This window comes from Geotalea uraniireducens Rf4 (genome assembly GCF_000016745.1).
Taxonomy (GTDB): Bacteria; Desulfobacterota; Desulfuromonadia; order Geobacterales; family Geobacteraceae; genus Geotalea; species Geotalea uraniireducens.
The window spans coordinates 2475107-2498177 of record NC_009483.1 but is presented as its reverse complement, the minus strand read 5'-3'; the positions used below and the strand labels follow the sequence as shown (position 1 = coordinate 2498177).

General features: G+C 50.5%; 22 protein-coding genes. 16 read left to right on the top strand and 6 right to left on the bottom strand.

Annotated features, from left to right (window positions below; genetic code table 11):
• Positions 1–5 precede the first annotated feature (5 nt).
• The 3 genes from GURA_RS10845 to GURA_RS10835 are packed head-to-tail and all read left to right on the top strand — an operon-like array spanning position 6 to position 3259.
• The gene (locus GURA_RS10845) at positions 6–644 is read left to right on the top strand and encodes a hypothetical protein (protein WP_011939028.1); all 639 of its coding nucleotides are present in this window, start codon (positions 6–8) and stop codon (positions 642–644) included.
• An 18-nt stretch (positions 645–662) separates the two neighbouring features.
• Positions 663–2348, top strand: a complete 1686-nt coding sequence (locus GURA_RS10840) for a Na/Pi cotransporter family protein (RefSeq protein ID WP_011939027.1) — start codon at positions 663–665, stop codon at positions 2346–2348.
• Positions 2348–3259 carry a Ppx/GppA phosphatase family protein gene (locus GURA_RS10835; protein ID WP_011939026.1) on the top strand — a complete coding sequence of 304 codons (912 nt, stop codon included), beginning with the start codon at positions 2348–2350 and terminating at the stop codon, positions 3257–3259. The genes GURA_RS10840 and GURA_RS10835 overlap by 1 nt, the downstream gene beginning before the upstream one ends.
• Positions 3260–3323: 64 nt before the next feature.
• Here GURA_RS10835 and GURA_RS10830 read toward each other — a convergent pair whose 3' ends face one another.
• Complete coding sequence (locus GURA_RS10830; protein WP_041245401.1) at positions 3324–3641, bottom strand: c-type cytochrome; 318 nt, start codon at positions 3639–3641, stop codon at positions 3324–3326.
• 214 nt (positions 3642–3855) lie between these two features.
• On the opposite strand from GURA_RS10830, the gene iorA reads away from it, so the two are divergent.
• The 9 genes from iorA (at position 3856) to GURA_RS10785 (ending at position 13180) form a co-directional block, all read left to right on the top strand.
• A complete protein-coding gene (iorA, locus tag GURA_RS10825; RefSeq protein ID WP_011939024.1) occupies positions 3856–5607 on the top strand; it encodes an indolepyruvate ferredoxin oxidoreductase subunit alpha in 1752 nt (583 codons plus the stop codon).
• Positions 5604–6185: an indolepyruvate oxidoreductase subunit beta gene (locus tag GURA_RS10820; protein WP_011939023.1), complete on the top strand. Its 582-nt coding sequence runs from the start codon at positions 5604–5606 to the stop codon at positions 6183–6185. Before iorA ends, GURA_RS10820 begins: the two co-directional genes overlap by 4 nt.
• Before the next feature lie 63 nt (positions 6186–6248).
• Complete coding sequence (locus GURA_RS10815; protein WP_011939022.1) at positions 6249–7553, top strand: phenylacetate--CoA ligase family protein; 1305 nt, start codon at positions 6249–6251, stop codon at positions 7551–7553.
• A 25-nt stretch (positions 7554–7578) separates the two neighbouring features.
• Positions 7579–8010, top strand: coding sequence for an ACT domain-containing protein (locus GURA_RS10810; RefSeq protein WP_011939021.1), 432 nt, complete (start codon positions 7579–7581; stop codon positions 8008–8010).
• 25 nt (positions 8011–8035) lie between these two features.
• A complete protein-coding gene (locus tag GURA_RS10805; protein WP_011939020.1) occupies positions 8036–9175 on the top strand; it encodes an ABC transporter substrate-binding protein in 1140 nt (379 codons plus the stop codon).
• A 17-nt stretch (positions 9176–9192) separates the two neighbouring features.
• Positions 9193–10335 (top strand): ABC transporter substrate-binding protein, encoded by a 1143-nt coding sequence (locus GURA_RS10800; RefSeq protein WP_011939019.1) that lies wholly within the window; start codon positions 9193–9195, stop codon positions 10333–10335.
• Positions 10336–10556: 221 nt separating this feature from the next.
• A complete protein-coding gene (locus GURA_RS10795; protein WP_011939018.1) occupies positions 10557–11441 on the top strand; it encodes a branched-chain amino acid ABC transporter permease in 885 nt (294 codons plus the stop codon).
• A 28-nt stretch (positions 11442–11469) separates the two neighbouring features.
• On the top strand, positions 11470–12435 hold the full coding sequence (locus GURA_RS10790) for a branched-chain amino acid ABC transporter permease (RefSeq protein ID WP_041245910.1): 966 nt from the start codon (positions 11470–11472) through the stop codon (positions 12433–12435).
• A complete protein-coding gene (locus GURA_RS10785) occupies positions 12428–13180 on the top strand; it encodes an ABC transporter ATP-binding protein (RefSeq protein WP_011939016.1) in 753 nt (250 codons plus the stop codon). The genes GURA_RS10790 and GURA_RS10785 overlap by 8 nt, the downstream gene beginning before the upstream one ends.
• 104 nt (positions 13181–13284) lie before the next feature.
• Here GURA_RS10785 and tnpA read toward each other — a convergent pair whose 3' ends face one another.
• A complete protein-coding gene (gene tnpA / locus GURA_RS10780; protein WP_011939015.1) occupies positions 13285–13704 on the bottom strand; it encodes an IS200/IS605 family transposase in 420 nt (139 codons plus the stop codon).
• A 170-nt stretch (positions 13705–13874) separates the two neighbouring features.
• On the opposite strand from tnpA, the gene GURA_RS10775 reads away from it, so the two are divergent.
• Positions 13875–14618, top strand: a complete 744-nt coding sequence (locus GURA_RS10775; protein ID WP_011939014.1) for an ABC transporter ATP-binding protein — start codon at positions 13875–13877, stop codon at positions 14616–14618.
• Positions 14619–14661: 43 nt separating this feature from the next.
• Positions 14662–15966, top strand: coding sequence for a phenylacetate--CoA ligase family protein (locus tag GURA_RS10770; RefSeq protein WP_011939013.1), 1305 nt, complete (start codon positions 14662–14664; stop codon positions 15964–15966).
• Between the two features lie 354 nt (positions 15967–16320).
• On the opposite strand, the gene GURA_RS10765 is transcribed toward GURA_RS10770, so the two are convergent.
• From GURA_RS10765 to GURA_RS10750, 4 genes are all read right to left on the bottom strand, one after another.
• Positions 16321–17040, bottom strand: a complete 720-nt coding sequence (locus GURA_RS10765) for a creatininase family protein (protein ID WP_011939012.1) — start codon at positions 17038–17040, stop codon at positions 16321–16323.
• Between the two features lie 10 nt (positions 17041–17050).
• Entirely contained in the window at positions 17051–17803 is a 753-nt protein-coding gene (locus GURA_RS10760; RefSeq protein ID WP_011939011.1) for a 7-carboxy-7-deazaguanine synthase QueE, read from the bottom strand.
• On the bottom strand, positions 17796–18164 hold the full coding sequence (gene queD, locus GURA_RS10755) for a 6-carboxytetrahydropterin synthase QueD (RefSeq protein ID WP_011939010.1): 369 nt from the start codon (positions 18162–18164) through the stop codon (positions 17796–17798). The genes GURA_RS10760 and queD overlap by 8 nt, the downstream gene beginning before the upstream one ends.
• Before the next feature lie 237 nt (positions 18165–18401).
• Positions 18402–19727, bottom strand: a complete 1326-nt coding sequence (locus GURA_RS10750) for an anaerobic C4-dicarboxylate transporter (protein ID WP_011939009.1) — start codon at positions 19725–19727, stop codon at positions 18402–18404.
• A gap of 419 nt (positions 19728–20146) precedes the next feature.
• Here GURA_RS10750 and GURA_RS10745 point away from each other — a divergent pair, with 419 nt between their 5' ends.
• Both GURA_RS10745 and GURA_RS22815 read left to right on the top strand, forming a co-directional pair.
• Positions 20147–21355 carry an FIST signal transduction protein gene (locus GURA_RS10745; RefSeq protein ID WP_011939008.1) on the top strand — a complete coding sequence of 403 codons (1209 nt, stop codon included), beginning with the start codon at positions 20147–20149 and terminating at the stop codon, positions 21353–21355.
• Positions 21352–23070 carry a sensor histidine kinase gene (locus tag GURA_RS22815; protein ID WP_011939007.1) on the top strand — a complete coding sequence of 573 codons (1719 nt, stop codon included), beginning with the start codon at positions 21352–21354 and terminating at the stop codon, positions 23068–23070. Before GURA_RS10745 ends, GURA_RS22815 begins: the two co-directional genes overlap by 4 nt.
• Position 23071 lies beyond the last annotated feature (1 nt).

Genomic DNA, 23071 nt, shown 5'->3' with positions numbered 1-23071 from the left:
ATTATATGAAAAAGTCATTTCTTTCCTTTGCGATATTGTTATTTTTCGTTACAGGATGCTCACTCAAAGTTGTACCGGTACCGGTTGAATCGGGTGTCGTAAATCCTAAGGACAACTCACAGACACTGACAAAAGACAGCATTTCCATCACAGTATCTAGCGCCGATACACAACTTTACACATATAATCTTGAAGGAACTGTTTCTGCATTTTCTGTTTTGATAGAGAATCAGGGTAACAATGAGATGCCATTAGACTCTGATTTATTTCTGCTCGTTGACAGTGATGGAAATCAGTATTTCCCCTTGACACCGGAAAAGGTTAAAGAAATTATCTCCAAAGATTCTTATTATTTGATACCCTATCCATACGTCGGTTTTTATTATATGGAAGATTATGAAAAATCGTCATTTTATAATACTTTCAACTCTCAACTTCCCTATTTCTATGAAGTATACCCTCAGGATATATACACAAAAGCCATTGCAAACGGAATCATTATTCCAAAAGCGAAGGTTGCTGGTCTTGTTTACTTCAAGATTGACCTTAGCGGTAAAAAAGGTGTCAAATTACTTGTATATAAAAAAGGAACCGCTAAATCGGCTGCGCCCGATTTTACTTTCCCATTTAAAATTGAAAAATAATAACGGAGAATAACTCCTATGCCTCTCTCATTTCTCATGGAGGCACTTGGAGGGTTGGGCCTTTTCATCCTTGGCATGAAATCCATGTCCGAGGGCCTTCAGAAGCTAGCCGGTGATCGTCTTAGACACTCCCTTGAAAAAATCACCGGCAACCGCTTGACCGCAGCTCTCATGGGGAGCTGTCTTGCCTCATTGCTTCAATCCGGCAGCACCGCTTCCATCCTTGTTGTAGGGTTTGTAAATGCCGGCCTCATTTCTCTGTATCAGGCTTTAGGTGTTCTCCTCGGTACCGGCATCGGCACCACCCTGGCAATACAATTCATCGCGTTTAAAATCTCTTTCTTCGCTTTACCAACAATATTCATCGGTGTGATTTTAAGGTGTTTCAGTAGCAGAAGAAGATGGGTAAACATAGGGACGCTATTGCTTGGGGCCGGTCTAGTCTTCTTTGGTCTGCACATAATGGAATTAGGCTTTGCGCCGTTGAAACAAAACACGTTAATTAACGGGTTAAGCCGGCAATTTTTATCGTGGCGCATATCTGCTGTTATACTGGGAGCTTTGCTTTCGTTTCTGATTCAATCCAGCAGCGCAGCAATCGGTATTGTCATCGCCCTTGCCAGCAGCGGACTGCTGAATTTCGATTCCGCCGTTGCTATGGTTGTAGGTGAATCGCTCGGTGGCTCGCTGATAGCTGCCATTGCGGCTATCAATGGCACTCTGGCTGCAAAAAGGACGGCTCTTGTATATATCGTCATTAATTGCGTAGCTATTGGTCTTGTCTTAATCACATTCCCGCTATTTCTGCGTTTTGTTCAGGTTTTTTCTCCTGGAGAAGCCGATTTCACCGTTCAAACCCTCCACACATACGCCATCGCTCCCCTAGCTTCTGAAACAAAACCATACATTGCAAGACATTTGGCTAACGCACACACGGTATTCAGTATTCTGAGCGCCCTTATCTTCCTTCCGCTCATCGGTTTTTTTGCCAGGTCAGCAACAGTGATACTTCCAGGAAAGGATGGTGAAAGCGATGTTGAGCCCCGTCCTAAATTTATTGATCTGCGGGTTGTTAATACGCCGACCATTGCTTTTTTGCAGGCCCGTAACGAAATAAAGAGGATGGCGACGGTTACCGGCTCGATGTACCACGAGATGGTTGAACAGTTTCACAGCTTTAATGCTCGTAGCGCTAATCGCATAAAGCAACGGGAAGAACTGCTGGATGTCTTGCAACGAGATATTTCGAGTTTTTTGATTACCCTTTCCAGGCAGCCGCTGCCGTCGACAAACGCAGTCGAAATCCCGACAATGATCCAGATTATTAATGAACTTGAACATATCGGTGATCAAAGTGAGGCTATAATGGAATACATGCGGCGTAAAAAGGAAGAAAAACTCCGTTTTTCCAGTGCCGCCATGGTAGAAATCAAAGCGTTTGCCGCTCAAGTCGCTGAAATGGTCACATTAGCTGTAAACTCCCTATGCGAAGAATCAACAACGACTGCGGATTCCGCCAGCGCTAAAGAGAAAATGAATGCAATCAATTTGGCGCATGAAACCTTACAGCAGAATCATATTAAACGTCTTCACAGCGGTAAGTGCACTATTGTTGCAGGATTACTTTACGGAGATATTATCGCGGCATTTACTAAAATTGCCCAGATGTCCCTTACCATCATTGAGATTGAAAAGGAATTTTAATGTCTCGACTGAACGCAGCTATTGACCTTGGAACAAATACCGCACGTTTATTAATCGGGGGAATAGGCGATAACGATTCCTTCATTCCGGTACTCTTAAAACGGCACATTACCAGGCTTGGGGGTGGATTTTCTCAGAATGCCGGCATATCATCGGAAGCCGCCGAAAGATCGATCGAGGCATTGCGAGATTTCGCCGGCGAAATCAGGCTCCACGGAGTAAATAATGTTCGGGCCGTTGCGACAAGCGCGGTGCGCGATGCCGTCAACGGTAATATCTTCTGTGAGCGGGTTTTCCGCGAAACAGGCATCAAGCTTGAGGTTATCGATGGCGAGAAAGAGGCGCTCTTTACTTTGCGCGGCGTTCTGGCGGGTATCGATGACAAGATCGGAGATTTTCTCGTTTTTGATGTTGGTGGCGGCAGTACCGAATATACCCTGTCGCACGGAGAGTCCCCCTTGTTCACCCGGAGCCTTCCTCTTGGTGTTGTAAGGCTTACCGAAGGGAAAATAACCTGCGAAGCCATGACTGATAAGGTAAAAAGGGAGCTTGATCTTCTGACGGGAGAGATGCAGCGACTGGGTCTGATGCATGATATATCCAAAGTAACCCTCGTCGGCACTGCGGGGACAGCAACGACTCTTGCAGCCATAAATCTGAAAATGGTTGATTATGATTACCGGAAGGTCAACAATCATACGATGACGCTGGCGGAAATTGAGGATATCTATGCGGACCTTCTTCCGTTGACGCCGGCTGAACGCCTGAAAATAACAGGACTTGAAAAGGGACGTGAGGATTTGATAATAGCCGGTATCTTGATAACCATCAACACCATGAAAATATTTGGTTTTAATCGGATAAAGGTGAGCGATTTCGGACTGCTCGAAGGCTTGTTACTGGCAGACTGACAAATGCGGAAGGGGATGCAGCATGTGCTGAATCCCCCCATTCGATAATTCCTCTTGCGACTGGCTACCTGCCCGGCCCGGCAAAGGTGTGTATATATGACAGCAGAGATTTCATGCTGTCTGAATCGGGGGGAAGCGGCTGTCCCTTCAAAGTCTTTTGAATGCAGGAATTAACAATATTTGCCAGTTTTTCGTCGTCATAAGTAGCTGCCCACTCCAATTTTCTCCCTCCCTGATGGCACGTCGAGCAGCTTTTTCCATTCGTCCCCAGTTTTGTGCTTTCAAATAACTCTTTGCCCTGGTCTACAGACGGTGCTTCAGCGGCCAAAGAAATTGTAGCTGATACAAAGAGCATTAGAAACATTAAAGTAACTTTTTTCATATAATCCTCCGATAGTTTCATTTTCTATCAAAATGAATAGCTGATAATTGCCTTTTGTCAATAGATAGCAACGGATAAACATTGAAACCTCGTTCTATAAAACAGTATCGGCGTTCTAAAAGCAGTTGACTTGACCGGCTTCTTTCTGTATATTTTTTGGCACTTTTACGGGGAGCGATCCCCTTATTTTGTTTAACAAGAAGGTGTTTTTTCCATGAAGGAAATTCTTTCCGGCAACGAAGCCATCGCCCGCGGCGCCTTTGAAGCAGGGGTAAAGGTGGCCAGCGCCTATCCCGGTACTCCATCAACAGAAATCCTTGAGAATATCATTCAATATAAGGATATCGACGCGTCTTGGGCTCCAAATGAGAAAGTAGCGCTTGAGGTAGGGATTGGCGCTTCTTTTGGCGGTGGCCGAGCATTGGTCACCATGAAACATGTGGGGGTCAATGTTGCTGCCGACCCACTCTTTACCCTTTCCTATACCGGTGTCAATGGCGGATTGGTCCTTGTCAGCGCTGACGATCCGGAAATGCACTCCTCGCAAAATGAGCAGGACAACCGCAACTACGCCAAATTCGCCAAAGTGCCGATGCTGGAATCTGCTGATTCCCAGGAATGTAAAGATTTCACCAAACTTGCATTCGCCATTTCCGAACAGTTTGACACACCGGTCATGCTCCGTACCACAACCCGCACCTCCCATGGTAAGTCCATCGTCACACTGGAAGAACCGGTTGCCGGCTTACCGGTACCCAAGTTGACGAGAAATGCTGCAAAATTCGTCATGCTCCCGAGCAATGCGAGGGTCCGTCACCCTTTTATCGAGGAACGCACACTCAAACTGCAGCAGTATGCCAATACGCTCACCATTAATCGGATGGAACTGAGGGACAGGTCAATCGGCGTCATTACCTCCGGTATCCCTTATCAGTATGTGCGAGAGGTGCTGCCGGAAGCATCGGTGTTAAAGCTCGGCATGGTTTATCCGTTGCCGGACAAGTTGATCCGTGAATTTGCCGGGAAGGTTGAAAAGCTATATATTGTCGAAGAGCTTGACCCCTTTATCGAAGAACAGGTAAAGGCAATGGGGGTCGAGGTGATCGGCAAGGAGATCATCCCGATCTGCGGTGAGCTGACCCCGGGGATCCTGCGTAAAGCCTTCAAACTGCCGGAACCGGCACGATCCAGGGTTGACATCCTTCCGGGCAGACCGCCCAACATGTGCCCTGGATGCCCTCATCGCGGTATTTTCTATACCCTGAACCAGCTCAAGGCTTACGTAATGGGCGATATCGGCTGCTACACCCTCGGCTTCCTTCCGCCGCTTTCTGCAATGGACACCTGCGTATGCATGGGGGCCGGCATCGGCAACGCCATCGGAATCACCAAGGTGCTTTCCACTGAAGAACAGAAAAAGGTCGTTGCCGTTATCGGCGACTCCACCTTCCTCCATTCGGGGATTACCGGGCTTTTGGACATGGTTTATAACAACGTGCCCGCTACGGTGATAATCCTTGATAACCGCATAACCGCCATGACCGGCAGACAGGAAAATCCGGCATCCGGCTTTACCCTGGTGGGAGATGAGACTTTTAAAGTCGATCTGCCGCAACTGGTGAGGTCGTTGGGTGTTAAAAATGTACGGATTGTCGATCCGTTAAACATCGACGAAACGAAGCAGGTTCTTCAGGAGGAAATGGAACGTCCTGAACCGTCAGTCGTCATTACACGGCGTCCCTGTGTACTTATCAAGCGGGAAGGGGTTTACGAGAATGGCGCTGGGGTTAAGGTTGACATTGAACTCTGCGCAGGCTGCAAGGCCTGTTTGAAACTGGGATGTCCGGCCATTATCTGGCAGGCGGATGGGAAAAAGGGAAAGGCATTTATCGACCCACAGCTCTGCACGGGCTGCAATGTCTGTGAGCAGGTCTGTAAACTTAACGCAATTGAGGCAAAAAAATGAGCAGCACAATTATCAATGTACTCATGGTCGGTGTAGGAGGGCAGGGGACGCTTCTTGCCTCGGAAATTCTATCTGAAGCTTTGAAGCAGGCGGGCTTTGACGTGAAAAAGAGCGAAATTCACGGCATGTCCCAGCGTGGGGGTAGTGTCGTTTCCCATGTCCGCTTCGGCAAAGAAGTACAGTCCCCCATCATTCCCGAAGGGGAAGCCGACATACTGCTGGGTTTCGAGCTGCTGGAATCTTATCGCTACCTGCCGCTCCTGAAAAAGGGAGGCAAGGTGGTAGTAAACGACCTTAAAATTAACCCGTCAATCGTTTCAACAGGTAGAGAGCCTTATCCTGCGGGCTTGGTCGACAAAATCAGGGAGTCTTTTCCCGACTGCGTCGTGCTTGACGGGGTGGAGCTGGCCAACTCGGCCGGAAGCCCCAAAGCCGCCAACACGGTGTTGATTGGCGCACTTTCAAAGCAACTTGACATTGATGAAAAGTTCTGGCTGGCGGCCATAGAAAAAATGGCGCCCTCCAAGGCGCTGGAAATCAATAAAAAGGCATTCTATCTCGGTAGAAACGGCGCATAATTAAGCATATCGTTCCCCCCGTTTAACCAGACCTAATTCTTTTAACAGAGAGGTTTCCTCAAAATGTTCAACGAAGAGTTTGAAACCCTCCCCAGGCCGGCCCTTGAAGCATTGCAGTTGAAACGGCTCAAGGCCATGGTGGAGCGTGTTTACTCCCGCGTCCCGTTTTATCGCCAATCCCTTGACAAAGCTGGTATCAAACCGGAACAGGTCACATCTCTGGCAGATCTTCAGCGGCTTCCTTTCACCTGCAAGCAGGACATGCGCGATAGTTATCCTTACGGACTGTTTGCGGCAAAGATGGAGGACATCGTCCGTATCCACGCCTCATCCGGCACTACCGGCAAACCGACGGTGGTCGGATACACACAGAAAGACATCGACACATGGTCCGAACTTATGGCCCGCTCGTTCGTCGCTGCCGGCGCCCATAAGGGGGACATCATCCATAATTCCTATGGTTACGGTCTTTTTACCGGCGGTTTGGGCGCGCACTATGGCGCCGAAAAGCTGGGGGCATCGGTTATTCCCATGTCCGGCGGAAACACCAAGAAACAAATCATGATCATGAAGGACTTCGGTTCGACCGTGCTCACCTGCACCCCCTCCTATTCGCTCTATATGGCCGAGGCGGCAAGGGAAGAAGGTATCGATTTCAAGGGGCTCAACCTGCGTGTCGGTATTTTCGGGGCAGAACCATGGTCCGACTCCATGCGAAGTGAAATCGAGGCAAAGCTTAACCTCTCCGCCATCGACATATACGGGCTATCCGAGATAATGGGGCCCGGGGTAGCCATTGAGTGCCAGGAAGCGAAGCAGGGATTGCATATCTGGGAAGACCATTTTATCCCCGAAATCATCGACCCGGACAGTGGTGCGGTTCTCCCTCCCGGAGTCAAGGGGGAACTGGTTATAACTACCATTACCAAAGAAGGAATCCCGCTGCTCCGTTACCGCACCAGGGACATCACCAGCATTACCTATGAGCCGTGTGTTTGCGGCAGGACCCATGCCAGGATTAGCCGTATGAGTGGCCGCAGCGACGATATGCTCATCATCCGCGGCGTCAACGTCTTCCCGTCGCAGATCGAATCAATTCTGATGGGTATCGAAGGGGTAGAACCCCACTACCTGCTGATTGTCGACAGGAAGGAAAACCTGGACATCCTTGAGGTACAGGTAGAGGTGGACGAAAACATCTTTTCCGATGAGGTCAAACATCTTCAGGCCTTGTCACATACCATCGAGAAAGAGATCAAGGATTTACTGGGAGTAACATGCAAGGTGCGATTGGTAGAGCCGAAAACCATCATGCGCAGTGAAGGTAAAGCCAAAAGAGTAATAGACAACCGAACTATTGATTCTTAAGAAATGGCTTTTAAAGGGGGCAATCATGCAGGTAGAACAGATCTCCATCTTTATTGAAAACAAGTCAGGCCGTCTGGCGGAGGTGACCCGCATCCTGGGAGAGGCCGGCATCAACATCCGCGCCCTGTCCCTCGCCGACACCTCTGATTTCGGCATTCTGCGGCTGATCGTCAATGACCGGGAGAAAGCGAATAATGTCCTGAAAGAAAAGGGCTTTACGGTCAGCAAAACCGAAGTCGTCGCTGTAGAGGTTCCCGACCGCCCCGGCGGACTCTCGGAAATCCTCCTGGCGCTTGACAGTAAATCCATAAACGTCGAATACATGTATGCTTTCGTTGAACGTTGCGGTGAAAATGCGGTTATTATCTTTCGATTCGATGAAACCGAAAAAGCGATAAAAGCTTTGCTTGACAACGGTTTCAATGTCCTTGCCGGTGAAAGACTTTACAGTATGTAACCACCTGTTATCAAAGGAGCTTGCTATGAGGAAAATCGTATTATTCGCACTGGGCATTGTAATGATGTTTTCCGTAACTTCGGCGCTGGCTGCTCCCGCCATAAGAATCGGGGCACTGTTTTCGGTCACCGGTCCGGCCTCTTTTCTTGGCGAGCCTGAGAAAAGCACCCTTGAGATGCTGGTAAAAGAAATCAATGCAAAAGGTGGAATCAAGGGGAGCAAGATTGAACTGGTGGTCTACGATACCCAGGGAGATGCAACCAAGGCTGTTCAACTGGCCAACAAACTTATCAAGAACGACAAGGTTGTGGCGATTATCGGGCCGAGCACAACGGGTGAAACCATGGCCGTAATACCGATCGTGGAAAAGGAACAGATTCCTCTCATATCCTGTGCCGCCGGTATCAAGATAACCAATCCGGTAAAAAGATGGGTGTTCAAGACACCGGCCAACGACCATGTTGCTGCCGAGAAAATTCTCAATTTTGCGGAGAAACGCAAGCAGAAAAGCATAGCCCTATTGACCGTTTCCGATTCTTTCGGCTCTTCCGGACGCGAACAACTGAAAGAAATGGCGTCCAGGAAGGGCTTCAAAATAGTCGCCGACGAGGTCTATTCACCGAAAGACACCGACATGACGGCGCAACTCACCAAGATCAAGGGAGCCAAGCCCGATGCGATAATCTGCTGGGGAACCAACCCCGGTCCTGCGGTAATAACCAGAAACCTGAAGCAACTGGGCATGAAGATACCTCTCTACCAGAGTCACGGCGTCGCATCAAAGAAATTCATCGAACTGGCCGGGGCTGATGCCGCAGAAGGAGTAATACTCCCTGCCGGCAAACTGGCAATATATGAGCTGTTGAAGAAAACCGACCCACAGCATAAGCTCCTCAAGGAGTATGATCAGGCGTACAGGAAGGCATACGGGGTGGAAGCATCCACATTTGGTGGTTATGCATATGACGGATTCCAGCTGTTAATCAATGCCATCAAGAAGTCCGGGGCAACGCCGGGGCAGATCAGAAACGGCATCGAGCAGAGCACCAGGATGGTAGGAGTTTCCGGCGTATTCAACATGTCAACCAATGACCATAACGGCTTGGATCTTTCCGCGTTCGAAATGGTACGTATCGTAAAAGGTGATTGGACGTTAGCGCGCTGAATTGGTGGAGGAGCCAAATGTTAAACAAGATAGTTTATCCCATTTTCATTTTTATGTTCATATGGTTGACAGCCGGCTCCGTTAATGCTGCGGCACCGATCAAAATCGGCGCACTGTTTGCCGTTACCGGCCCGGCCTCTTTCCTCGGAGAACCGGAACGCAATACAGCCCAAATGGTGGTTGACGAAATAAACAAAGCCGGCGGCGTCAAGGGACGCATGCTGCAACTGGTGGTTTACGACACCCAGGGTGACGCCACAAAGGCTGTTCAGGCTGCTACCAGGCTGATCAAGGAGGACAAGGTTGCGGCGATCATCGGCCCCAGCACCACCGGGGACACAATGGCTGTCATCCCCATCGTGGAAAAGGCGCAGATCCCCCTCATATCCTGCGCTGCAGGGATTAAAATCACCGAGCCGGCAAAAAAATGGGTCTTTAAAACCGCCCAGAACGATTCTTTGGCCGTGGCACGCATTTACGAAAACCTGAAAAGACGTAATATCAGCAGGGTCGCCATCCTGACTGTCTCCGACTCATTCGGTTCTTCAGGGCGTGAGCAGTTAAAGGCACAAGCGGCAAAATTCGGTATCAAGATCGTTTCCGACGACACGTACGGACCGAAGGACACCGACATGACCTCGCAACTGACAAAAATCCGCGGCAGCCAGGCCCAGGCCATGATCTGTTGGGGGACCAACCCTGGCCCAGCCGTCATTGCCAGAAACGCCAAACAACTGGGCCTTAAATTCCCGATTTACATGAGCCACGGGGTCTCTTCCAGGAAGTTCATCGATTTGGCTGGAGATGCCGCCGAAGGGATAATTCTCCCCTCGGGACGTGTGCTGGTTGCAGACCGGCTTCCCAACTCTGACCACCAGAAGAAATCACTCCTTTCGTTCGTCAAGGATTATCAAAAGCACTTCAAGGCAGAGGGTGATCATTTCGGAGGACATGCCTGGGATGCGGTGATGCTTCTCAAAGGGGCGATCGAAAGGGGAGGGGATTCTCCCGCCGCTATCCGCAACCAGTTGGAAAAAAACCGCAACTTTGCCGGTATTGGTGGAGTATTCACTTATGCGCCCCAAGATCACGCCGGTCTCAACAAGGACGCCTTTGTTCTCGTGGAAGTGAAGCAGAAGGACTGGGTGCTGGTCAAGTAATCATCGTCACTCTTGTTAACGTAATTTGCTGGCATGGCAGCGCAGGTTAAGGATTAACCTGCGCTGCCTTTATCTTACTCCAATTTCAAATCAAGGATGACATCAAGGCGGCGAGGATTGAGGCGACGAAGGCGTACAACTGCGTACGTTGAGGAGCCGAAGACGAGCCAACGAAGATAGCGCCTTTATTTGGAATTGGTATTACGCGAGAATAACCATAGATGGATTTATCCCAACAAATTCTACAATATGTCCTTTCCGGCCTTTCCACAGGTGCGATCTACGCACTTATCGGACTTGGCTTCGCAATCATCTACAACTCAACCGGGATAATAAATTTTGCTCAGGGCGAGTTCGTCATGCTTGGCGGTATGCTGTCGTTTTTCTTTCTCACGACCTTGAAACTTCCGCTGTTTGCCTCAATCCCCCTGGCGGTTTTCACTTCCACCGCCGCCGGGATCGCCTTTGAACGGCTGGCAATTCGACCATTGAAGAATGCCACACCGATGAGCCTCGTTATAATCACTATCGGCGCCAGCATCTTCATACGAGGGCTGGCCATGCTCCTTTGGGGCAAAGATACCCATGCACTTCCTTCATTTTCCGGCAATGACCCCATATCCGTTGCCGGGGCAACCATTCTTCCCCAGCATATCTGGATTTTTGCCATTACCCTGTTGGTCATCATTGCCAACAAACTGTTTTTTTATTATACCATCAGCGGAAAAGCCATGCGCGCCTGTGCTTTCAACCGACGCGCTGCAAGTCTGGTCGGCATCGATGTCAAGAGAATGGTTCTGTTTTCCTTTGTCATCAGCTCAGCGCTTGGTTCCATGGCCGGCATCATCATCGCCCCACTTACCATGACCGCCTACGACGTCGGCATCATGCTCGGCTTGAAGGGTTTCTGCGCGGCCATAATCGGCGGCATGAGCAGCGGGGTAGGGACGGTGATCGGCGGTTTAGTGTTGGGAACGCTTGAATCCCTCGGTGCAGGTCTCATCTCTTCCGGTTACAAGGACGCCATCGCCTTCATAATTCTATTGCTGCTCCTCTTTGTCAGACCCCAGGGACTGTTTAAAAAAGGTGAGACGGAACGGGTTTGAAAATCAGTCGAAACGCAAAGGCCACAAAGTGAAACATACCGTTATAAAATTTATAATTTTCGCTGCCCTCATCTTGTTGGTCCCCCTCATATTTTCAGGCGGCTACATGATGAACGTCCTGGTTTTCGTCGGCATCAACACCATGCTGGCCGTAGCATTAAACCTACTCCTTGGTTTCACCGGCCAGATATCCCTGGGGCAGGCGGCTTTCTTCGGTTTGGGAGCTTATGTCTCGGGGGTCCTTACTGCCAGTCACTCTGTCAACCCCTGGCTGGCAATGGTAATAGCGGCAATATCTATCGGTCTGATCGCCTTTTTCATCGGCTTTCCGATTTTGAAACTTAAAGGCCATTACCTGGCCATGGCCACCCTCGGTCTCGGCATCATCGTCTACATCATCTTCAATGAAACAGTGGAATTGACCGGTGGGCCATCAGGACTTTCAGGGATACCGAACCTCTCTCTGGGCAAACTGGCATTCGATAACGATTACAAGAATTATTATCTCATCTGGACGTTTACCCTGGTAATCATGTTGCTGTCCATAAACCTGGTAAACTCACGCATCGGCCGGGCACTCAGGGCCATCCATGACTCCGAAGTCGCCGCCAGGGTGATGGGCGTCAATGCCCGTCTTCTTAAGGTGCAGGTATTCACGCTTTCAGCCGTTGTCTCGTCATTGGCCGGAAGCCTTTATGCCCATACCATGACCTTCATCTCACCGGCGTCCTTCGGCTTTAATTTCTCCATAGAACTCGTCACCATGGTGATCATAGGCGGCCTTGGCAGCATTTACGGCTCGTTCCTCGGTGCCGTGCTCCTCACCCTCTTACCGGAGATTCTGCGGGCCTTTCAGGATTACGACATCGTGATCTACGGCCTGTTGTTGATCCTTATGACCATGTTCATGCCCGGCGGCCTGGTCCTCGGCATCCCGGGACTACTTTCTCGATTAATGCCGAAAAAACCGGTCGAAAGAGGGGAGCATGCTTAGCGTACGGCAGATAACCCAACGGTTCGGCGGCATTACTGCCCTGGAGGATGTATCCTTTAGCATCGGGAAAGATTTGATCACCGGCATCATCGGCCCGAACGGTGCCGGCAAGACCACCCTGTTCAATATCGTAACCGGTATCTACACCCCGACATCGGGATCCGTCCTGCTGGGAGATAAGGATATATCCCGCCTCCCTTCGGAAAAACGCGCCTACCTGGGGATGGTGCGGACCTTCCAGAACATTGAGCTTTTCGGCAAGATGACAGTCCTGGAAAATGTCATGGTCGGCCTTCACAGCAAAAGTTCAAGCGGATTTCTGGCCTGCGCCTTCAAAATGCCGTGGCACCTCCGTGAAGAACGTCGGATCAGGGACAACGCCATGCGCTGGCTGGAGTTTACCGGCATAGCGGATCTGGCTCAACAGGAAGCAGCCAATCTTCCGTTCGGCAAAGGCCGCTTGCTGGAAATCGCCCGTGCCTTGGCCCTCGAACCGAAAATCCTGTTGATGGACGAGCCTGCGGCAGGTCTCAACAGCAAAGAAACCCATGAACTGAGCCTGTTGATAAGAAAGATCAGGGAGATGGGTGTGACAGTCGTGCTCGTGGAACACGACATGGAGTTGGTTATGGATATCTGCGACTCCATTGTTGTCCTGAATCTCGGCCGCAAACTGGCAGAAGGGACACCGCGTGAGATACAGGAAAATCCCGAGGTCGTTGCGGCCTATCTGGGAGAAGAGTAAAGAACCCCGCCCAGAGGACGGGGCTTTGAAAGGCACCCCATAGGGGTGCTGAATGCGTGCCCTCATAGAAGGCACGCTGCGAGTTGTCCCCTTTTATAAGGTTGCTATTTGGTTTCTGTTCGCTCTTTCTTCTCTTGATAGACAACGTACTTGCGGATCATCTCCGCATCAAGACCAACTGTATCAACACAGTAACCTTCGGCCCAAAAATGGTTGCCCCAATAGGGGCGTTCTTTGAGATATGGATATTGCTTGAATACCCGAATAGCCGTGCGACCCTTGATAGCACCCATGAATTCCGACACTGATACCTTCGGAAGAATTTTAACCAACAAGTGCACGTGATCCGGTTGCACATTCAACTCCACCACTTCGCAACCAAGACGACCCGAAAACACTTGGATACACTTATACACCTCTTCGGCAACTGGACCACGCAACACACGATAACGATACTTCGGCACCCAAACAATGTGATATTGACAGTGCCATAGAACGTGAGATAACTTCTGAAACCTGCTCATCTGCTGCTCCTTTCGACTTGAATTGTGGGGACAACTCAAGTTCAGGTGTAGCAGATGGGCAATCTACAGGCAAAGCCAACGAACGCTGACCCCGCCCACAGGACGGGGTTTTATGAGGCTCAATAAACTACGAGTCAGGGAACTATCCCACTTGGCGCCCCTATAAATCTATGCTCAAGATCAAAAACTTAAATAGCTATTACGGCAAAGTTCATGCTTTGAAAAACGTTTCCCTCCATCTGAAACATGGGGAGATAGTCACGCTCATCGGCGCAAACGGCGCCGGCAAGACGACGCTCCTCAATTCCCTGTCAGCGGTCATTCCTCCGGGTAGTGGCGATATTATATTTGAAGGGGCCTCGATCAGGAACCTGCCACCCGACCGGATTGTTAAACATGGTATTTCCCAGGTTCCAGAAGGGCGACAAGTCTTCAATCCGCTCTCCGTCGCAGACAACCTGGAGCTTGGCGCCTATTTGCGCTACCGGAGCAGGGAAGGGAAGAGTGAGATAGCAAAAGACCTCGATACGGTGTATGCCCTCTTTCCGCGCCTTCTGGAAAGGCGAAAGCAGTTGGCGGGCACGTTGTCCGGTGGCGAGCAGCAGATGCTGGCCATAGGTCGTGCGCTGATGGCGAAACCGAGACTGCTGCTGCTGGATGAACCATCAATGGGCCTGGCGCCCTTGGTTGTTCAGGAGATTTTTCGGGTCCTTGAAACCCTCCGAAAAGAGAAAAAGACGACGATCCTCCTTGTCGAGCAGAATGCAAAGGCTGCCTTAAGACTTGCGGACCGAGGATACGTTCTGGAAACAGGTAAAGTGATACTTGAAGGATTGTCGTCGGAGCTGTTGGAAAATAAAGAAGTGCAACGTGCTTACCTGGGCAAAGAAAAGAAAGAAGTCTGGGAACGGTAATTTCAGGACAATATAAATCTCCGGTGCATAGCGAGGTACATATATGGAGCATATCTGGGACCAGACATATGAATGCATGGAGCGCGAAGAACTGGAGCAGCTGCAATTGGAAAGATTGCAGGCTACCTTGAATCGCGCCTATAAAAATGTTGCCTGTTATCGGAACAAGTTTACCGGGATGGGCATAGTTCCGGAAGATGTACAATCTCTCTCCGACCTGTCAAAACTCCCTTTTACCACCAAGGAAGACCTGCGTCTCAATTACCCCTACGGCATGTTTGCCGTGCCTCTCAGAGAGGTGGTCCGCATCCATTCGTCTTCCGGAACGACCGGGAAACCGACCGTTGTCGGCTATACGAAAAACGACCTGAAGACCTGGTCCAACCTGGTGGCCAGATTCATGACCGCCGCCGGTGTTACCCATGACGACGTGGTGCAGATAGCCTTCGGTTACGGGCTCTTTACCGGTGCATTCGGACTCCATTACGGGTCAGAGACCATCGGGGCAACGGTCATCCCCATGAGTGCCGGTAACACCGAAAAACAGATCATGATAATGCAGGACTATAAAACAACTGCTCTGGTCTGTACGCCGACCTATGCAATAACGTTGGCCGACAAGATGGAAAAAATGGGAATCGATCCCAAATCCCTGTCGCTGAAGGTAGGCCTGTTCGGCGGCGAACCCTGGTCGGAAGCCATGCGCAGGGAGATTGAAAGCAGACTTTGCCTGAGCGCCACAGACAATTACGGGCTTTCGGAGATCATCGGCCCCGGCGTCGCCGGTGAGTGCCGACATAAATGCGGCATGCACATCTTTGAAGACGCCTTTATCCCGGAAATCATCGATCCTGAAACATGCCAACCACTGCCGCCGGGAAGCGTTGGGGAACTGGTGCTGACCACCCTGACCAAAGAGGCATTTCCGATGATTCGTTACCGCACGAGGGACATGACCAGTCTCGACTACGCCAAATGTGCGTGCGGCAGAACCATGGTAAGGATGAAAAAGACCATGGGACGCAGCGATGACATGCTGATCATCAAAGGGGTGAATGTTTTCCCGTCGCAGATCGAAGAGGTCCTTTTTGCCGTCGAGGGTTGCGAACCCCATTATCAGCTGGTGGTCGACCGGAACGGATCCATGGACGTGCTGGAAGTGAGAATCGAGGTAACGGAAAACATCTTCTTCGATGAAATGAAGCGTCAGAAGGCGTTTCTGGAGACAATCGAGAAACGGATCGAGTCGGTGCTCGGCGTCGGCATAACCGTTAAGCTTGTGGAGCCGAACAGTATTCCGAGGCAGGAAGGTAAAGCTTCACGGGTGATCGATAAGCGGAATATATAGAGTATAAAACATTTCGATATGGCAAAGTATAATACCCGGCATCTGTCGGGTATTTTTTTAACTCGTTACGTAGCACTTAACGTCCGATAAGATGTATTATGTCAAGTACGCGATATGGTAACTGGTGTGGGTGATATTCGGCGCCCGCTTCGATCGATTCGGAGTTTGAATCGTTTCGATCGTCTATGCTTCTTCCGCGAAACATACCAACCCCTGGCCCGGCGGATAAAAACGGTCTATAGGCGAAATCTGGAGCTCTTTATTCTAAAGCCCTTCTGGTAGCGGCTTTGCCAATGCCTTACCAAAATGATAAATAAAAAGGCCGCCTTTCGCGACCTTATGGGCTAACTTCAATCACTCTTCGAACGCCTCCAGGGCTCTGGCCAGGTCCACGACTTTTGCCGTCACCAGTTGCTCCAGCCGCTTCCCCTTTTCCGCTGAAGCCTTCGTCGGATCTCCCCAGACGCCGTTCGGCCAGAATCGTCTCTTGTCCCTCACCAGGATACCGACCGGAAAGCTCGGGAATTCCCTCTCCCCCGTCCCGTTCACTAGTTGCGGATGAGAATGCATGATCCGGGAAGTCTCGATCTCGCCTGCATGGGCGTCGCCGGCGGTCTCGACGAGCTCCCTCCCCGCATCCTTGGCCAGGTCGTATTCGGTCACGACCGCCATCCTGATATCCAATAATTCAGCAATAAGCTCTTCGCCGGCATCCTGCAGAGCCATTTTGTGCGCCCCGCCTGCATGGCCGGTCAAGACGATGAAATTACGCATGCCGTGGCTATGGAACGAACGGACAATATCCTTGAGGAGCGCCTTCAATGTTGCGGTTGTTATGGAGATGGTGCCGGGATGGCAAGCCGTGGAGCGGCAGCAGCCGTAATGGATGGGCGGCGCAACGAACAGGGGGATGATCTCCGCAGCCCGTTTGCCTACTTCGTAGGCCTGGATGGTGTCGGTTGAGAGCGGCAAATGATAGCCGTGCTCCTCGACCGAACCGAAAGGGATATAGACTGTCCGGGTACGCTTCAGCCCCTCCTCGAAATCCCCCATCGTCATCTCTTCGATAATCATCGAATCGTCTTCACAGTTGGCCGATAAATTTGTGGGTCTGGGGAATGATGCGCACCTCTTTTAAAAATATGCTGGCTGTTTCCTGCAATTCCAGCATTTTTACCGGTGCGATATCAATTTTCCCATCGGGATTCGTCAGAGGCTGGAGGATAAGTGGAATGGCATTATCAATAGAGGCAATTATTTCACTAGCCTTGATTATTTCCCAATCTTCTGTGTTATTCCCGATCACGGCCTTGACAAAAACGTTCTTAGCGGCGGCGATGCGGAGAAACGCCTCATGGTCCTTCCACAAATCTGCGCAACCGGATGTGGAGGGAATCTTTATATCCATGCCCACATGATCGATGTGGGAGATGACCTGTGAAAGCTCTTTGTGCAGGACCCCGTTTGTTTCCAGGTAGATGGGGAGAAACTCCCTCAGCACGGGCAACCATTCTTGTAGCAGTTCGTAATGCAGAAGCGGTTCACCGCCTGTTATGCTGATGGAATGATGGATGCCCGGCCAACCCCGCTGCCAGCCGCTTATGAGACACGTCAAACGCTCCAGGGCAACAGGATTTTTTACTTGTATAAAATCACGCCGCCCCGGTGTCCCTTCCATCTGACAGAATTCGACAGAGACATTGCTTTCGGTGTCGCAATAATTACACGTAAAATTGCACCCGCAAAGGCGGATAAATATCTGGCGCAACCCCACCAGCATTCCCTCTCCCTGGATGGAAGAGAAAAGCTCGATCATTTCGGCCTGACGATTATTCATAATAACTGGCGCTGGCGAAGTCAGATTCCCAGACGGTCACCATATCCAACTTTACGTTGCCGTTATTGAACTTATTGGCAAGCTCCCGGTAGAGATAGCGGGCTATGTTTTCCGACGACGGGGAACTTTCAATAAATGGCGGAAGTTCGTTCAGATATTTGTGATCGAGGGTTTTCAAGAGGGTATTGGTCTCCCCCTTGAGGATTTTAAAGTCAATCCCCAGGCCGGCTTTATCCAGTTCCATCGCCGTCACAGTAACCTCTACTTTCCAGTTATGGCCGTGAAGGTTTTCGCAATCACCCTGATAGTGAATAAGGCAATGGGCAGCGGCAAAGGATGTTTCAACTTTCAATTTGTACATGCGTTTCACCTTTTATGATGAGATTTTAGCTGATTTGTAAATTCGAGACTTTATCCAACGTCGGCGTAGTTTGCATATAAATAGATATCATTACCCGAAAAAAATAACAATATTTCTTTGGTCTAATTTGGGTCTCAAGGAAGTTGCAAAAAAAACCCGATATCGCAGCAAGGGTACCCCGCAAGGGTTATTCCTGCTGCGATATCGGGTTATAAAATAACATCAGCAAAGGATTGGTTAGAACACCACCCGCGAGATCATGTACGCCACCACCGTTGATACGCCGACCCCTATAAAGCCGGGAATCATGAAGCTGTGATTGAGGAGGTACTTGCCGATCCGGGTGGTGCCGGTGCGGTCCATGTTGATGGCGGCCAGGTCGCTGGGGTAGAAGGCGAAGAAGAAGTAGGCGTAACTGGCAGGGATCAGCCCCAGGAGCAGCGGGATCGGTAACCCGAGGGCGAGCCCGAACGGCAGCATGATGATGAGCGTGGCTGCCTGGCTCTTGACAAATGCGGACACGCAGAACATGGCAATGGCGAAGGTCCAGGGCGCAATCTTGACCATCATGCCGATTTTATCCACCAGGAAGATCTTGTTGGCGCTGACGAAGGTATCGCTCATCCAGGCGATGCCGAAGATGGACACAACTGCGATCATGCCCGCGATAAAAACGCTGGAGTGGGCGATATCCTTTGCCTTGACACCGGTTGCGAACAGGATGAAGGCGCCATATGAGAGCATCACGAACTGCACCACCGTAGTCATGGGGACAGGCTTGCCGTTTACGCTCGGGAGCAGCTGGGGATAGAGGGCGAAGAGCACGATGGTGAGCACGCCGCAGAAGAAGAGTGCGACTGAAATCTTGGCATTGGTGGAGATCTCCTTGCCCAAGGTCGTGACGGAAACGTCAAGGGACGCTCTGAATTCGGGATCTTTCAGCCGTTCCTGATAGGCGGGGTCCTTGTCCAGGTCCTTGCCACGGTTGTAGCTCCAGGCGGCGGCCGCCACCACACCGACCACGCCGGCAGGCAGGGTAACCCTGAGGATATCGAACAGCCCTATCGGTTGGCCGGCTTTAACGGCGACGGCCAGGAAAGTCGTCACTGCGGCGGCCACCGGGCTGGCCGTGATCCCCATCTGGGAAGCGACGCTGGATATGGCCATGGGACGCTCCGGCCGGATACCGGTCTTCAGCGCCACGTCCGCGATCACCGGGAGCAGCGCGTAGACCGCGTGGCCGGTCCCGACGCAAACCGTGAGGAAAAAGGTGGAAAGCGGCGCCAGGATGGTGACGTATTTGGGATTGGCGCGCAACATTTTTTCCGTGAGCTGCACGAGGTAATCGAGGCCGCCCGCCACTTGCAAGGTGGCCGAGGCGGTGACCACCGCCAGGATAATCAGCATCACGGCAATGGGGGGCTCGGAGGGTGCGACTCTGAAGCCGAGCGACAGCACCGCAACGCCCAGGCCGCCGATCATGCCGAGTGCCACACCACCCTTACGGATGCCGAGTAGTATTGCACCGAGGACGAGGACGAATTGGATCCAGAACATTAACATAAGGACCTCCACTGTTGGGTTAAGATTGGCGGAGCCGTTGAGGTCCGCACCTGATCTATCCTTACCAGAGCAGGGACAATGCCAATGATGGCGAAATATGTAACATGCCGATTATACTGGGTAAAATAGAATATGAACGCTTGCGGACGGAAGGAACCGGCATAACCGAAGGATATGGAAACAGGGTCTTGCGAGCAGTATTTGCAGCGATTTCAGCTAGATAGGTGCGGTTATAACCTGTTGTTATGGTTATAACCGCTGGTTATCATACTTCGTTGGCCGGCAGTGACAACAATGAACTTTATGTTATCCTCAGTGCAAGGGATGATTCTTAAATAGTTTCTCATCCGGGGTTTCCGGATGGAAACTAAATAACACCAAGATTGTGTTGAATAGAAACATGAAAGTGAGGCATCCGTATGGGAACAAGTGCAGGTGTGGGTCATAGCTTTCACAGGGATCCGGCAGTAGCAGGTAAAGAGGCCGCCCGGAAAGCCCTGGAGCAGGCAAAGATCGACAAACCCGATTTTGTCTTCGTGTTTGCTACCGTCGGGTATAACCAGAAGGTCCTGATAAAAGCGATAAGAGAAGCAACTTCACGGGCTCCTTTAAGCGGTTGCTCGGGCGAAGGAATAATAACGCAGGAAACCGTTATCGAAACCAACTTTGGCGTTTCAGTCATGGCGATCAGCTCGGACGAGCTTCGGTTCAAAAACGCCCGCGTAAAAGAAATAGCCGGGCAATCCTATAAAGCCGGAGAGCGCCTGGCAGAAGAGGTGAATCCATTGTTGACTTCCGACGACATCGCCTGCTTTCTTTTTGCCGACGGGCTGGTTTTTGATTTCGATCCTTTTTGGGCGGCGTTCGATAAATCACTGCGCAGCAAAAGCCCGCTCCCTCTTTTCGGCGGATTGGCTGCGGACAACTGGACATCCCAGAAAACCTACCAGTACCACGACGATGATGTTTTTTCCGAGGGCATTTCGTGTGTTGTCATGTCGGGCAAAGGGGATGTTGCCTGGGGAATAAACCACGGCTGTGTCCCGATCGGAACCAAACGCACGATCACACGAAGCAAGGGAAACATCATCTACGAGATCGACGGGGTTCCGGCCCTCGAAGCCCTTAAGGACTACTTTGAAGAAGACTGGATTGACCACTGGAACAAAACGACTTTGAATATATGTCTTGGATTCAAAACCCCTGAGCATCTAAGGAAGGGTTATGAAGAATACATCATCAGGTACATAGTGGGAAAGGACGATCGGGAAGGATCTGTAACAATACAGTCCGATGTCCGGGAAGGCACCGACCTCTGGCTGGTTCGCCGCGACAAGGAATTGATAACGAGCGGCATGAAGGCAATCTCCCGACAGATAAAGGACAAGACAGGAACCCGGAAGCCGAAATTCGTTCTGCAATTCGAATGCGTCGGCCGGGGAAAGGTCGTTTTTCGCGAGGGGGAGAAGATCGAACTGATCAGGTCTCTTCAGAAAGACATCGGAGGAGATATCCCGTGGATGGGTTTTTACACTTATGGCGAAATCGGCCCGATCACGAAGTATAATTGTTTTCACAACTTCACGTCCGTAATCAGCGCAGTATGCTGTAAAGAGCGGGAATCATGAAAAAAGAGACCGTTACCGGGAATTCTGCACCAGAGGCCGTCGAGATAGCGACGCTGCAGATGGAAAAAGAGGCCCTTGCCCAGCAGGTCAAACGGCTGATCAAGACGGAGGGTAAGCTCTATGCGTACCAGGAGGAACTCGATGCTCAGCTTAAAGAATATAAAGATCTCTACGAATTGAACAGAAAGCTCAATGCCACCTTCGATATCGGAAAAATTTTCGAATATGTTACCGAATATGTCATCTACAACCTTGAATATGAGAGGGTCCTTTTTTTTCAGCAATTTGAAAATATGGGCCTTTATGCCGTCTGTGCCATTGGCGGTTATTACGATCAGGAGGAGAAGAGCGCTGTAACGGAGCTCATTATAGCGCAGAACGATGCTTTTCTGTCGCCCCTGTTTGATGGCAGTGAATATCTCATCTGTAAAACAGGCTCCGAACAAAAGGACCTTGCGGAGTTCCGTGCAAAATTGCGTATGAACGAATATCTGATCTACCCCATCGGCTCCAACGGTAGCCCCCCTGCTCTTCTGGCGGTCGGGAATTCGGCCGGGAATGCGGAATTTTACCAAAGGGTAAGCGATAGCGAGGAAGCGCTGCTTGGCATGGGGAACCTCGTGGGACTGTTGTCCTCATCGATAGAAAACCACATCTATTATACGAACATGGAAAAAGCCCTCGAACAGGAAAGACTTGCCGAGGCAAAGTACCGCGGCATCTTCGAAAACGCCACCGAAGGCATTTACCAGACAACTCCCGAGGGGAGATTTATCAGCTGCAACCCCGCCACCGCCGCTATTTTAGGATACGACAACCCGGAAGATGTAATCGAGAACATAACCGACATCAGGCGGCAATTGTATGTAACCCCGCAACGCCGCGAGGAATTGTACGAACTGATGCAGAGCGGATCGGATGTGAAGAATTTTGAAGTGGAATTTTACAGGAAAGACGGAAGCAAACTGTGGGTGCTGCTTCACACCCGGCCCTTCTTCAACGAAAAGCATGAAATACACTATATAGACGGGATCATCCAGGACATCACCGAACGAAAGATGGCCGAGGAGCAACTCAGGGGGTCACTCAAGGAAAAGGAAACCCTCCTGAAGGAAATCCACCACCGGGTGAAGAATAATTTGCAGGTCATTTCAAGCATGCTCCACCTCCAGTCGGCGCGTGCCACTGACAAAGAGATTCTGATGGCTTTCAAGGAGAGTCAGAGCCGTGTGGATACCATGGCGCTGATCCATGAAAAACTTTACCAGTCAAAGGATTTAACGGTTATTCCCATGGCCGGCTATATCGGCGATTTGATAACCAACCTGTATATATCCTTTGGAATCAACGATGAACAGATAAAAGCCGTCATAAAGGTTGCCGATGTTAATCTTAATGTCAGCACCGCTATCCCATGCGGCCTGATAATCAATGAACTGGTGACCAATTGCCTGAAGCATGCATTTCCGGGAGGCAGAACGGGTGAGATCGTACTTTCCCTTCAACCGCAGATTGAAGGGAAATACGAGTTGATTGTCAGTGATAACGGTATCGGCTTCCCGGAAAATGCAGACTTCTCAAATACCGAAACCCTCGGTTTGAAACTGGTAATCTCACTGATAAGCCAGCTGGATGGGACGATCGAACTCGATCGAGCCGGAGGGTCAACATTCACCATCAGATTCTCCGAGTTACTCTACAAAGAAAGAGGATAAG

Excerpts from the sequence above, each read along its gene's own strand:
- GURA_RS10845 (WP_011939028.1), top strand. The coding sequence starts at position 6 with ATGAAAAAGTCATTTCTTTCCTTTGCGATATTGTTATTTTTCGTTACA.
- GURA_RS10840 (WP_011939027.1), top strand. The coding sequence starts at position 663 with ATGCCTCTCTCATTTCTCATGGAGGCACTTGGAGGGTTGGGCCTTTTC.
- GURA_RS10835 (WP_011939026.1), top strand. The coding sequence starts at position 2,348 with ATGTCTCGACTGAACGCAGCTATTGACCTTGGAACAAATACCGCACGT.
- GURA_RS10830 (WP_041245401.1), bottom strand. The coding sequence starts at position 3,641 with ATGAAAAAAGTTACTTTAATGTTTCTAATGCTCTTTGTATCAGCTACA.
- iorA (WP_011939024.1), top strand. The coding sequence starts at position 3,856 with ATGAAGGAAATTCTTTCCGGCAACGAAGCCATCGCCCGCGGCGCCTTT.
- GURA_RS10820 (WP_011939023.1), top strand. The coding sequence starts at position 5,604 with ATGAGCAGCACAATTATCAATGTACTCATGGTCGGTGTAGGAGGGCAG.
- GURA_RS10815 (WP_011939022.1), top strand. The coding sequence starts at position 6,249 with ATGTTCAACGAAGAGTTTGAAACCCTCCCCAGGCCGGCCCTTGAAGCA.
- GURA_RS10810 (WP_011939021.1), top strand. The coding sequence starts at position 7,579 with ATGCAGGTAGAACAGATCTCCATCTTTATTGAAAACAAGTCAGGCCGT.
- GURA_RS10805 (WP_011939020.1), top strand. The coding sequence starts at position 8,036 with ATGAGGAAAATCGTATTATTCGCACTGGGCATTGTAATGATGTTTTCC.
- GURA_RS10800 (WP_011939019.1), top strand. The coding sequence starts at position 9,193 with ATGTTAAACAAGATAGTTTATCCCATTTTCATTTTTATGTTCATATGG.
- GURA_RS10795 (WP_011939018.1), top strand. The coding sequence starts at position 10,557 with ATGGATTTATCCCAACAAATTCTACAATATGTCCTTTCCGGCCTTTCC.
- GURA_RS10785 (WP_011939016.1), top strand. The coding sequence starts at position 12,428 with ATGCTTAGCGTACGGCAGATAACCCAACGGTTCGGCGGCATTACTGCC.
- tnpA (WP_011939015.1), bottom strand. The coding sequence starts at position 13,704 with ATGAGCAGGTTTCAGAAGTTATCTCACGTTCTATGGCACTGTCAATAT.
- GURA_RS10775 (WP_011939014.1), top strand. The coding sequence starts at position 13,875 with ATGCTCAAGATCAAAAACTTAAATAGCTATTACGGCAAAGTTCATGCT.
- GURA_RS10770 (WP_011939013.1), top strand. The coding sequence starts at position 14,662 with ATGGAGCATATCTGGGACCAGACATATGAATGCATGGAGCGCGAAGAA.
- GURA_RS10765 (WP_011939012.1), bottom strand. The coding sequence starts at position 17,040 with ATGATTATCGAAGAGATGACGATGGGGGATTTCGAGGAGGGGCTGAAG.
- GURA_RS10760 (WP_011939011.1), bottom strand. The coding sequence starts at position 17,803 with ATGAATAATCGTCAGGCCGAAATGATCGAGCTTTTCTCTTCCATCCAG.
- queD (WP_011939010.1), bottom strand. The coding sequence starts at position 18,164 with ATGTACAAATTGAAAGTTGAAACATCCTTTGCCGCTGCCCATTGCCTT.
- GURA_RS10750 (WP_011939009.1), bottom strand. The coding sequence starts at position 19,727 with ATGTTAATGTTCTGGATCCAATTCGTCCTCGTCCTCGGTGCAATACTA.
- GURA_RS10745 (WP_011939008.1), top strand. The coding sequence starts at position 20,147 with ATGGGAACAAGTGCAGGTGTGGGTCATAGCTTTCACAGGGATCCGGCA.
- GURA_RS22815 (WP_011939007.1), top strand. The coding sequence starts at position 21,352 with ATGAAAAAAGAGACCGTTACCGGGAATTCTGCACCAGAGGCCGTCGAG.